We start from the raw sequence: 11,709 nt of genomic DNA on the forward strand, positions 1-11,709 counted from the left end.
GAAAACACGCCACCAAAACCATCACTCTTTCAAATCCGCATCATCAAAACTAAACCCGGTATCTGGCATCACATAAAAACCGCTGAGGGTTTTGCTGTGTGCGGAAACCAGTTTTTCGACCACCAGAGGCACCCACGGATTCTCTTTCCAGATGGTGTCCTGCGCGTCTTTATACAGCTTCGCTTTCTCGTCACGATTGGTGGTTTTCAGCGCCTCGCTCAGGTCTTTATCCACCTGCGGATTGCTGTAGAACGCGGTGTTAAACAGCGTTGGCGGCCAGTTAGATGAGGCAAACAACGGCGACAGCGCCCAGTCCGCTTCACCTGTCGAGGCCGACCAACCGGTGTAGAACATTCTCACGCCGCTCTCTTTCTGGCCTTTAGCTTCCACTTCCGCGGCACGCTGCCCGGCATCCATCGCTGTGACTTTCACTTTAATGCCGACCTGAGCCAGTTGCTGCTGAGTGAACTGCAACACTTTCTGCGCGGTGCTGTGGTTGTGGGATGACCACAGCGTGGTTTCGAAGCCGTTCGGATAGCCCGCTTCTTTCAACAGTTCGCGCGCTTTTGCCGGGTCATACGGCCACGGCTTGTAAATTTGCGCGAAGTCGATAGACGGTGGCACCACGCCTTCGGCTGGTGTGGCGTAACCCGCAAACGCCACTTTCACCAGCGCCTGGCGGTTAATCGCATAGTTGATCGCTTCACGTACTTTTGGGTTATCAAACGGCTTTTGCGTCACGTTCATGCTGAGATAACGCTGCATGATGGAAGGCGAAGCCACCAGCTCCAGCTTGTCGTTTTTCTCCAGCACGCCAGCCTGCTCGTAAGGGATGGGGAAGGCAAACTGCGCTTCGCCGGTCTGGAGCATGGCTGCTCGGGTGTTGTTATCAACAACCGGACGCCAGGTGATGGTGTCGAGTTTCGGCAGCCCCTGCTTCCAGTAACCGTCGAATTTCTTCACCTTCACAAAATCGGTCTGGTTCCAGGTATCCAGCTGATACGGGCCAGTGCCGACCGGATGGAAACCAATCTCTTTGCCGTATTTTTTCAGCGCGGCCGGGGAAATCATCGCCGTTGCCGGGTGGGCGAGAATATTGATAAACGCCGAGAACGGCTGTTTAAGGGTGATTTTTACCGTGTTAGCGTCAACCGCTTCGGTTTTGGCAATGGCTTTATACAGGTTGTAGCGTTTGAGATGGTTTTCAGGATTGCTGGCGCGATCGAGGTTAATCTTCACCGCTTCGGCGTTGAAATCAGTCCCATCCTGGAATTTAACGCCAGGGTGTAATTTGATGGTGTAAACCAGTCCGTCGTCAGAAACGGTGTAACTTTCGGCCAACACATTTTGCAGTTTCATCTCTTTATCAAGGCCAAATAGCCCCTGATAAAACGACTTCGCTACCGCCTGCGACAGCGTATCGTTAGCATCGTAGGGGTCGAGTGTGGTGAAGTTGGACGCAACAGCAACAACGACATCTTTCGCCGCGAATGCCGGTGCGGCAATCACACTGGTCGCAAGCCCTGCGGCCAACAGCCACTTTTTATTCTCAAACATGGTCATTGTGTTCTCCTGATTATCCTTGCCGGACTCAATTTTTATTATGGGCGAGCGACAAAATGCCCTGGCCCAACATTCACAAGCGTTGCAACATGCGGTTCACTCCCCAGCTTATGCGTGGAACTGGGGATATCATCGGAAAGCAAAACGGGTTTGGGGCGGCGGTGCGTGGGGTCAGCCACCGGAACGGCGGCCATTAATTTTCGGGTATACGGATGCTGCGGATTTTCAAACACGGCGCGTCGCGGGCCAATTTCAACAATTTGCCCTAAGTACATCACCGCTACGCGATGGCAAATACGTTCGACCACCGCCATATCGTGAGAAATAAACAGAAAAGCGATGCCGAACTCGCGCTGGAGATCCATCATCAGGTTGATGATTTGCGCCCGAATCGAAACATCGAGAGCCGAGACAGACTCATCGGCAATCACCACTTTTGGATTGAGCGCCAATGCCCGGGCGATGCATATGCGCTGGCGTTGGCCGCCAGAAAACTCGTGCGGATAACGCCACGCATGCTCCGCCTGCAACCCGACGCGCTCCAGTAACCAGGCCACGCGTTCTTGCGCCTGCTCTTTGGGCATCACGTTGTGAACCAGCAGCGGTTCCATGATGGAATACCCCACCGTCAGGCGCGGGTCGAGAGAGGCGTACGGATCCTGGAAGATAAACTGAATGTCTTTGCGCACATGCTGCATGTCGGCATTGGAAAGCGTGTCGATGCGCTGGCCGTTGAAGTGAATGCTGCCGCCCTGGGTTTCCACCAGCCGCAACAGCGCACGCCCGGTGGTGGATTTGCCGCTCCCCGACTCCCCCACCAGCCCCAGCGTTTCGCCGGGCCACAAATCAAAACTCACTTTTTCGACCGCATGCACCCGGCTGGTGACACGGTTAAAAATGCCGCTGCGAATATCAAAGCGCGTCACTAAATCGCTGACTTGCAAAATGGGAACGGAACCGGGGGCAATGGTGTTTTGTTCGGTTTCTGCTTCGGGTTTATCAGGGTGTTGCGGATCAACCAGCGGAAATTTACGCGGCAAATCACGGCCATTCATCGCGCCAAGGCGCGGAACTGCTGCCAGCAGCGTTTTGGTATAAGGATGAACCGGCGCGCTAAAAATTTGCTCTACGGTGCCGGTTTCCACCGCCTGGCCGCGATACATCACCAGCACACGATCGGCGATATCCGCGACCACACCCATATCGTGAGTGATGAATATCACGCCCATTTGCATTTCATCTTGTAGAACGCGAATGAGCTGGAGGATTTGCGCCTGAATGGTCACATCCAGGGCGGTAGTCGGTTCGTCGGCAATCAGCACCGCCGGACGGCACGAGAGCGCCATGGCAATCATCACCCTCTGGCGCATCCCGCCTGAAAGCTGGTGCGGATAACGGCCAAGAATCGCTTTTGCTTCCGGAATGCGCACCCGTTCGAGCATGCGCCTGGCCTCTTCCATCGCCGCGTGTTTATCCAAACCCTGATGCAGACGGATAGATTCCGCAATTTGTTCTCCTACCGGAAACACCGGATTGAGCGAGGTCATCGGCTCCTGGAAAATCATTGCGATATCGGCACCGCGCACATGGCGCATTTGCGATGAACTTAATTCGGCAGGCGCGATCACCGCGCCGTTGCGACGGCGCAGTAGGATGTTATCGCTTTCAACGCGGCTTGCGGATTTTTCCAGCAGGCGCATTAACGCCAGCGCCGTCACTGATTTTCCCGAGCCAGACTCCCCGACAATGGCCAGCGTTTCACCCCGTTTTAGCGTAAACGACAGGTCTGACACCGCCTGAATGTCGGCATTTTCCTGGCGAAAGCTCACGTTGAGTCGGCTTACAGACAGCACTTCGTCCTCGGGAAGTTCATGACTTCTGGGCATCAGCCCTCCTGGCTTTGATAGATTCCAACGCTCGGGGCATCACCGACAAAACCGTAGCCGCGGTACATCCCTTCGCTATTAAATGGCAATGCCACATTGCCTTCGCTATCAATGGCAATCACTCCCCCGCTACCTTGCAGCGCCGGAAGTTTTTCCATGACGACGCGCTCGGTCGCCTGATGCAGACTTAGCCCGCCATATTCCATCAGGGCTGCGATGTCGTAAGCCGCGAGGGTTTTCATAAACACTTCACCCGTGCCGGTGCAAGATACTGCAACGTTGGCGTTATTGGCGTAGCAACCCGCGCCGATTATCGGTGAATCGCCTACACGACCCGGTAATTTGTTGGTCATGCCGCCGGTGGAGGTCGCGGCAGCCAGGTTGCCGTATTTATCGAGAGCGACAGCGCCGACGGTGCCAAATTTGGTGCCCGGATCGATAGGGTCGCCGCCGTCGTGATCCAACACTGTTTGTTGATTTGCACGAGCGCTTTGCAATTGATCCCAACGCTGTTGGGTGAAAAAGAGATCGGGCGAAACGGGCTCAAGGCCATGCTGCTCGGCGAAGTTTTCAGCGCCTTTGCCAATCAGCAAAACATGCGGGCTGTGTTCCAGAACCTGGCGCGCGGCAAGAATAGGGTTACGAATATGACTGACACCAGCCACCGCACCGGCTTCTAGCGTGTTGCCGTCCATGATGCAGGCATCCAGTTCATGCGTGCCGTCATGGGTAAATACCGCCCCGATCCCGGCGTTAAACAGCGGGCATTCTTCGAGCATACGAACCGCTTCGGTCACGGCATCCAGCGCAGTACCGCCCGCCTCGAGCAACGCCTGGCCTGCCTCAACGATTTCCGAGAGCGCCTTAATATACAGCAGCTCTTTTTCGGGGCTGAGTTGTGCACGAGTGATGGCTCCCGCGCCACCGTGGATCGCGATTACTGCTTTGCTCATTTCGACATTGCCTTGTCAGAGTGCGTTGTATTGTCGGAGTCCGTTGTGTTGTCAGATGGCGCTTCGCTTATCCGACCTACAAAAACTACGAAAGCTATAAATATCAGAATAGTGACTGTTAACTAATACGATTTTTGAATATAGAAAGATGTAAATGTGATGTAAAGGAAAACGGCATCCCGGATTACCCATAATGGGACATTCAGCCAGCACCGATTCTCTGCCATAATGTCCGACATATTTTTCCCCGCGTAGCAGGAGCTTTCATGGAATTTACCGCCGGGCTTATCCCCCTTGAAACCGCAATGGAACAGATGCTCTCGCGTATTGTTCCTGTCACCGAATCTGAGTCCATCCCTTTGCTGAAGGCTTGTGGACGCATTACTTCGCACCCTGTCACGTCACCAATAGATGTACCTGGCTTTGATAACTCAGCCATGGACGGGTACGCGGTACGTCTGCAAGATTTGGCGTCAGGAACGGCTCTGCCCGTGGCGGGAAAAGCCTTTGCCGGGCAGCCGTTTGACGGCGAGTGGCCTGAGGGAACCTGCATTCGCATTATGACTGGCGCACCAGTTCCGCAGGGAACGGATGCCGTCGTGATGCAAGAAGAAGCGACCGTGACCGAAAGCGGCGTGCGCTTTAATGAAGAAGTTAAAAACGGGCAAAACGTTCGCCTGCGTGGGGAAGATATTCGCCAGGGCGGCAACGTGTTACCTGCGGGTAAAAAACTGACCGCGGCGGAATTACCGCTGATTGCCTCGTTAGGTATTCCAGAGGTCGCCGTGCTGCGTAAAGTGCGTGCGGCGGTGTTCTCTACGGGCGATGAGTTGCAACTCCCAGGAACACCCCTTGGCGACGGTCAAATCTACGATACCAACCGCCTTGCGGTGCATATCATGCTCGAACAGTTGGGCTGTGACGTTATCGACTTAGGGATTATTCATGATGATCCCGAAGCGCTGCGCGCCGCATTTATTGAAGCCGATAGCCAGGCCGATGTGGTCATCAGCAGCGGCGGCGTTTCTGTGGGTGAAGCGGATTACACCAAACAATTGCTCGAAGAGTTGGGTGAAGTCGGTTTCTGGAAACTGGCGATTAAGCCGGGCAAACCTTTTGCTTTCGGTCGTCTGACAAATAGCTGGTTCTGCGGCCTGCCGGGCAACCCGGTTTCCGCGGCACTGACGTTTTATCAGCTGGTTCAGCCGCTGCTTGCCAGACTCAGCGGCGAGCAAGGCAATGCCCTGCCGCCGCGCCAGCGCGCGCGTACCGTCGGGCGTTTGAAAAAATCGCCGGGCCGTCTCGATTTCCAGCGCGGCATCATGCGCAGGGGCGAAGACGGGCAACTAGAAGTATTGAGTACCGGCCACCAGGGTTCGCATATTTTCAGTTCATTTAGCCAGGCCAACTGTTTTATCGTGCTGGAACGTGAGCGCGGCCATGTTGAAGCCGGTGACTGGGTTGAGGTAGAGCCGTTCAATCATCTGTTTGGAGGCTAACGATGGGCGCTGAACTGAGCGATCAGGAGATGCTGCGCTACAACCGCCAGATTATTCTGCGCGGCTTTGATTTTGACGGCCAGGAAGCGTTGAAAGCCGCGCGAGTATTGGTTGTCGGGCTTGGCGGCCTCGGTTGTGCCAGCGCGCCGTATCTGGCAGCGACAGGCGTCGGCCAACTGACATTGCTGGATTTTGACACCGTGGCACTGTCCAATTTGCAGCGCCAGACGCTGCATCGCGATGCCACGATCGGGCAGCCCAAAGTCGATTCTGCCCGCGATGTGCTGGCAGCAATTAATCCACATATTCAGATTGAAACGGTCAACGCGCTATTAGACGAAACGCAGTTGCTGGAATTAATTGCGGAGCATGACCTGGTGATGGATTGCACTGACAACGTAGCCATTCGTAATCAGCTAAATCAGTGCTGTTTTACGCTTAAAAAGCCCTTAGTTTCGGGCGCGGCAATTCGAATGGAAGGGCAAATCAGCGTCTTTACTTATCAGGATGGCGAGCCGTGCTACCGCTGCCTGAGCCGTTTGTTTGGCGACAACGCACTGACTTGTGTTGAAGCAGGTGTGATGGCTCCGCTGGTCGGCGTCATCGGCTCATTGCAGGCGATGGAAGCCATCAAACTGCTGGCGCATTACGGCACACCCGCAAGCGGAAAAATCGTGATGTACGATGCGATGACCTGCCAGTTCCGCGAAATGAAATTGCCGCGTAACCCGCAATGCGAAGTGTGTGGCTCTCATTCATCATAAAGCCCCACGCTACTGACCGCCGTATGACTCTTGTTCGGACGAATACGGCGCACCGAATCCCGCACCGCCAACGTTCCGTTAAGCAGTAAATTCCCAATCGGCGCATCCGGGCGGATTAAACGCTGCTGAAGAATATGCACCGCTTCCTCACCTAACTGATCGCGCGGAACATGCACCGAGGTCAGCGGCACATCGTGAATCGCTGCCAGATTAAAGCCGTCGATGCTCATGACCGAAATGTCATGCGGCACGCGTAATCCGGCATTTTGCAGCGCACTGACCGCCCCTGCCGCCATAAAATCACCGCCAACTAAAAATGCCGTCGGGAGCTGATGCCGCGGTGTTTTTTCCAGAAATTCGCTAATCAGTTTTTCACTCTCTTTGGCGCTAAAACTCTGGGCGGTAATCAGATGGCGTGCGTCGTCAAAATGCAGATTGTTGGCATCCCATGCGTCGCGAATCCCCGCCAGACGCAACTCCATGGTGTAGCGGCGCAGGCACAGGAATGTGACCACCGATTTGTGCCCTTGTTCGAACAAGTAACTTGCCGCAAAATCGCCAATCAACTGGTGATCCGGCGCAACGCCGGGTAGACGCATTTTGCGATCGCGACAGTTGATCAACACGCAAGGCTTGCCGAGATCCACCGCCAGATCGTGAATATGCGGATCGTCAATGCCGAGCAAGATCGCCGCTTCTGTTTCCACCTCGTTCATTTTGCTCAGAAACAGGTTGGCATCGCTGTCGTTTTCTTCCAGCGCACAGTAACGCAGCCGCACTTCATGTGGGGAAAGCGCCTGACTTAACCCTTGCGTGACACGATAATAAAAGACGTCAGACCGTTCATCAAAAGCACGCTGAGGCGCGAAAACGACCAAACTGTTAAGTAGCATGCGCCCCGCTGCCATCCCCGCAAGCACGCCTTTTTGACCGGCACAGTTCAAAACCCGTTGCCGAGCCTGTTCGCTGGTGTTGGACTTGCCCGCCAGCACACGCGAAACGGTGCTAATTGAAAGCCCGGTTTCAGCGGCGATTTCGGTGATTTTTAGCTTTTTACTCATTTTGTGATCTGCGCCCATTTCGGCAATGAAAAAATTTTCATGCTGAAGTGTATGGCTTTGTCACAGGTATTTTCGTTAGCAAACGCACGTATTCCGCTTTCATATGAAAATATTTGCACAAAAGCTGCTATTGGACATTTTCTAACTGTTTTACGCTCTCTCTACTGCCGCAACTGAGCCTGCCTGCTTGCGGCAAGAAGCACATAAAATAATTATTAATCAAATAGATACAATTTTCACAATTTCAAATTGTGGCAAACATTCCGATAGACACTGCTTCTACGTGGAGAACGACATGAGTCATGGCATAAATCCAGGGGTTACCGCCGTTAAGGCCAAACGCACTATTAAAAACCTGCGCTGGTGGGTTCTGGTGCTGTTCCTGTTAGGCGTTACCGTTAACTACATTACCCGCAACTCATTGGGCATTTTGGCACCTGAGCTGAAATCTTCTCTTGGGATTACCACTCAGCAATATTCTTATATCGTCGGTGCGTTCCAACTGGCTTATACCGTATTCCAGCCAATCTGCGGCTGGTTGATTGATGTTATCGGCCTCAAACTCGGCTTCTTAGTTTGTGCAGGGATTTGGGCCGTCGTTTGTATGATGCACGCGGGTGCCGGAAGTTGGTTTCAACTGGCCATTTTGCGCTTCTTTATGGGTGGAGCTGAAGCCGCCGCAACTCCCGCTAACGCCAAAACGATTGGCGAATGGTTCCCGAAAAAAGAACGCCCAATTGCCGCAGGCTGGGCAGGCGTTGGCTTCTCAATTGGGGCAATGCTGGCACCGCCAATCATCTATTTTGCTCATGCCTCTTTCGGCTGGCAGGGCGCGTTTATGTTTACCGGCGTGCTGGCAATGTTATGGGTCATTTTGTGGTGGCTGTTCTATCACAACCCGGAGCAGCACCCGAATCTGAGCAAAGAAGAACTGGAATTCATCAAGCAGGATAACGAACCTGACGCGGTGAAAATGCCGTTCCTGACCGCACTGAAAACCGTCGGCAAAAACAAACGTTTTTACGGTATCGCCATCCCAGCATTTATGGCTGAACCGGCCTGGGCCGTGCTGAGCTTCTGGGTTCCGCTCTACCTTGCTTCCGAACGTGGAATGGATCTCAAACAGATAGCGATGTTTGCCTGGCTGCCGTTCCTTGCCGCAGACCTCGGCAGTATCGCAAGCGGCTATCTGACGAAAATCTATACCCGCTGGTTTGGTTGCTCACGCACTAATTCCATTGTGGCAAGTTCGGTGACCGGCGCGTTCCTGATGATTTCGCTGGCGCTGGTTGCCCTCACCAAAGACCCGTACGTCACCATCGCGTTGATTTCCGTCGGCGGCTTCGGGCACCAGATTATATCCTGCATGTTGAGTGCGCTGGTTGTTGACTCCTTTGATAAAGGCCAGATGGCGACGGTAAACGGCATGCGTGGTTCTGCCGCCTGGATTGCCAGCTTCCTGTTCTCGCTGCTGATTGGCGTGACCGCCGACAAGATTGGCTACAACCCTTTATTTATCGCCATGGGCTTCTTTGACCTGATTGGCGCTGTATTCCTGGTTTCTTTTATTGCTGAACGCCGCACCAAGCGTGCATGAAATGGATTGTGAACGATGAAAACTTTGAAGAACTGGACACTGCTGAAGTCTGACGCCAATCACGTTGAGTTAAGCGTGGACGGCAAACATCGCCTGAACCTGTTTGTGCTGGAGCAAGGCATGTTCCGCGTGCTGATTAAACGCGAAAACAAGCTGGCATTGAACCGCACCTGGAGCATCGCGCCAGAGAATGATGTGCCGTGGGAAGGCCGAGACCGTGAAAGCCTGCAAGGGTTTGCGTTACCCGGTTTCACGGTGGAAGAGCGCGATGAAACATTGTGTATCAGCACCGATAAATTGCGGGTGACCGTCCACCAGCCTTTGTGGCTGGAGTGGGAATATAAGAACGAGAACGGCGAGTGGCAAATGCTCGCCAGCGACCGCCCGACCAGCGCATATCTGCTGAACGCCCACGGCGACGGTGTGGCGCACTATCAGCGTCGCTTTAAAGAAGAACGTTATTACGGTCTGGGCGAGAAAGCCGGTCCGTTGCAGCGCACAGGGAAACGCTACGAAATGCGTAACCTGGATGCGATGGGCTATAACGCAGAGTCCACTGACCCGCTCTACAAACATATTCCGTTTACCATCACGCGCCGCCCGGATGTCAGCTTCGGGATGTTTTACGACAACCTGAGCAGCTGCTGGCTGGATTTGGGCAACGAAATTGACAACTACCACCTGCCGTACCGCCGCTGGCAGGCAGAATCGGGCGATGTCGATTATTACCTGTTTCTCGGCCCGCAGGTTTTAGATGTCACCAAAGCGTTTGTGCGCCTGACCGGTAAAACGCTGTTTGGCCCGAAATGGAGCCTCGGCTACAGCGGCTCAACCATGCATTACACCGATGCACCAGACGCGCAAAACCAGCTGATGAGCTTTATCAAACTGTGTGAAGAGCACGCAATTCCTTGCGATTCATTCCAGTTGTCATCGGGCTATACCTCAATCAATAACAAGCGCTATGTCTTTAACTGGAACTACGACAAGGTGCCGCAGCCGAAAGTGATGTCCCAGGCGTTCCATACCGCAGGGATCAAACTGGCAGCTAACATCAAACCATGTCTGTTGCAGGATCATCCGCGTTACCAGGAAGTGGTTGAGCAAGGTCTGTTTATTAAGGATTCGGAGCAAGATAGCCCGGAGCGTTCGATCTTCTGGGACGACGAAGGTTCGCATCTTGATTTCACAAATCCGGCAACGGTGAAATGGTGGCAAAACGGCGTCACCACGCAACTGCTGGAAATGGGTATCGATTCCACCTGGAATGATAATAACGAATACGAAGTGTGGGACGGCGAAGCCCGCTGTTACGGCTTTGGCGAAGAAATTGCCATCAAAAATATCCGCCCGGTGATGCCACTGCTGATGATGCGTGCCTCGCTCGAAGCGCAGCAGGCTTTTGCGCCGGAAAAACGCCCATATCTGATTTCCCGTTCCGGCTGCGCCGGGATGCAACGTTACGTGCAAACCTGGAGCGGTGATAACCGCACCAACTGGAATACGCTGCGTTACAACACCCGCATGGGTGTGGGCATGAGCCTTTCTGGTTTGTATAACGTTGGGCACGATGTCGGCGGCTTTTCTGGCGACAAACCTGATGCGGAGCTGTTTGTGCGCTGGGTACAAAATGGCGTGATGCACCCGCGTTTCACTATTCACTCGTGGAATGACGACCAAACCGTCAACGAACCGTGGATGTATTCGTCAGTGACGCCAGCCATTCGCAGCGCTATCGAAACGCGTTATCGTCTGCTGCCGTACTTCTACACCCTGCTGTGGCAGGCGCATGCCGACGACGAACCGATGCTGCGTTCAACGTTCCTTGACCACGAACACGACGCGAAAACTTTCGAAGAGTGCGACGATTTCATGCTTGGCCGCGATCTATTAGTGGCAAGCGTGGTGGAAGAAGGCCAGCGCGAGCGTGAAGTCTGGCTGCCGGAAAACGGCGCGGGTTGGTACGACTACTATACCGGCCAGTGGTATAGCGGCGGCCAAAGTATTGTGGTTGATGCACCGCTGGAACGCTTGCCGTTGCTGGTGCGCGCGGGTGCTGCCCTGCCTCATTCGGCACGTATTACTCACGTGGATGCCAAAGCTGACACGATGCGCGAACTGAAAGTGTATCCGCTACAAGGCACTGGCGTTTCTCACGGCAGCCTGTTTGAAGATGACGGCGAGACGTGGGGGTATCAGCAAGGCAACGCGCTGTGGCTGAACTGGGAAATTCGCTGCACCGCAGATGAAATTCATGTGAACTTCACTCGTAAAGGTGATTATCAGCCGGCCTGGAAAGAGATGACGTTAACGCTACCGGCGGGTGAAAAACGCCGTTTGGTTGTAGACGGGAAAGTACAGGATTTCTGGAAGATTTAAGTTGTAA

The 11,709-nt window shown here is 54.0% G+C and carries 8 protein-coding genes; 4 read left to right on the forward strand and 4 right to left on the reverse strand.

The window, feature by feature from the left end; genetic code table 11:
- Nucleotides 1-21 precede the first annotated feature (21 nt).
- Genes gsiB through iaaA form a run of 3 tightly spaced genes read right to left on the reverse strand, consistent with a single transcriptional unit; the run spans nucleotide 22 to nucleotide 4,402 of the window.
- Nucleotides 22-1,563: a glutathione ABC transporter substrate-binding protein GsiB gene (gsiB, locus tag GBAG_RS13490; protein WP_034496956.1), complete on the reverse strand. Its 1,542-nt coding sequence runs from the start codon at nucleotides 1,561-1,563 to the stop codon at nucleotides 22-24.
- 38 nt (nucleotides 1,564-1,601) lie between these two features.
- Entirely contained in the window at nucleotides 1,602-3,449 is a 1,848-nt protein-coding gene (gsiA, locus tag GBAG_RS13495) for a glutathione ABC transporter ATP-binding protein GsiA (RefSeq protein ID WP_034496958.1), read from the reverse strand.
- Complete coding sequence (iaaA, locus tag GBAG_RS13500) at nucleotides 3,449-4,402, reverse strand: beta-aspartyl-peptidase (protein WP_034496960.1); 954 nt, start codon at nucleotides 4,400-4,402, stop codon at nucleotides 3,449-3,451. Before iaaA ends, gsiA begins: the two co-directional genes overlap by 1 nt.
- Before the next feature lie 266 nt (nucleotides 4,403-4,668).
- Between iaaA and moeA the strand changes: the two genes are divergently transcribed.
- Nucleotides 4,669-5,901 (forward strand): molybdopterin molybdotransferase MoeA, encoded by a 1,233-nt coding sequence (moeA, locus tag GBAG_RS13505; RefSeq protein ID WP_034496962.1) that lies wholly within the window; start codon nucleotides 4,669-4,671, stop codon nucleotides 5,899-5,901.
- Nucleotides 5,902-5,903: 2 nt separating this feature from the next.
- Nucleotides 5,904-6,665, forward strand: coding sequence for a molybdopterin-synthase adenylyltransferase MoeB (moeB, locus tag GBAG_RS13510; RefSeq protein WP_034496964.1), 762 nt, complete (start codon nucleotides 5,904-5,906; stop codon nucleotides 6,663-6,665).
- Here the strand turns inward: moeB and GBAG_RS13515 are convergent.
- Nucleotides 6,653-7,726, reverse strand: a complete 1,074-nt coding sequence (locus GBAG_RS13515; protein WP_034496972.1) for a LacI family DNA-binding transcriptional regulator — start codon at nucleotides 7,724-7,726, stop codon at nucleotides 6,653-6,655. The two genes, moeB and GBAG_RS13515, sit on opposite strands and share 13 nt — an antisense overlap.
- A 295-nt stretch (nucleotides 7,727-8,021) precedes the next feature.
- Between GBAG_RS13515 and GBAG_RS13520 the strand changes: the two genes are divergently transcribed.
- Nucleotides 8,022-9,323, forward strand: coding sequence for an MFS transporter (locus GBAG_RS13520; RefSeq protein WP_034496966.1), 1,302 nt, complete (start codon nucleotides 8,022-8,024; stop codon nucleotides 9,321-9,323).
- A 15-nt stretch (nucleotides 9,324-9,338) separates the two neighbouring features.
- Nucleotides 9,339-11,702 carry a glycoside hydrolase family 31 protein gene (locus tag GBAG_RS13525; RefSeq protein WP_034496969.1) on the forward strand — a complete coding sequence of 788 codons (2,364 nt, stop codon included), beginning with the start codon at nucleotides 9,339-9,341 and terminating at the stop codon, nucleotides 11,700-11,702.
- Nucleotides 11,703-11,709: the final 7 nt, after the last annotated feature.

Source organism: Buttiauxella agrestis ATCC 33320 (assembly GCF_000735355.1).
GTDB classification, from domain to species: Bacteria; Pseudomonadota; Gammaproteobacteria; order Enterobacterales; family Enterobacteriaceae; genus Buttiauxella; species Buttiauxella agrestis.

Coding starts and splice junctions, on each gene's coding strand:
- gsiB (WP_034496956.1), bottom strand. CDS start 1,563: ATGACCATGTTTGAGAATAAAAAGTGGCTGTTGGCCGCAGGGCTTGCG.
- gsiA (WP_034496958.1), bottom strand. CDS start 3,449: ATGCCCAGAAGTCATGAACTTCCCGAGGACGAAGTGCTGTCTGTAAGC.
- iaaA (WP_034496960.1), bottom strand. CDS start 4,402: ATGAGCAAAGCAGTAATCGCGATCCACGGTGGCGCGGGAGCCATCACT.
- moeA (WP_034496962.1), top strand. CDS start 4,669: ATGGAATTTACCGCCGGGCTTATCCCCCTTGAAACCGCAATGGAACAG.
- moeB (WP_034496964.1), top strand. CDS start 5,904: ATGGGCGCTGAACTGAGCGATCAGGAGATGCTGCGCTACAACCGCCAG.
- GBAG_RS13515 (WP_034496972.1), bottom strand. CDS start 7,726: ATGAGTAAAAAGCTAAAAATCACCGAAATCGCCGCTGAAACCGGGCTT.
- GBAG_RS13520 (WP_034496966.1), top strand. CDS start 8,022: ATGAGTCATGGCATAAATCCAGGGGTTACCGCCGTTAAGGCCAAACGC.
- GBAG_RS13525 (WP_034496969.1), top strand. CDS start 9,339: ATGAAAACTTTGAAGAACTGGACACTGCTGAAGTCTGACGCCAATCAC.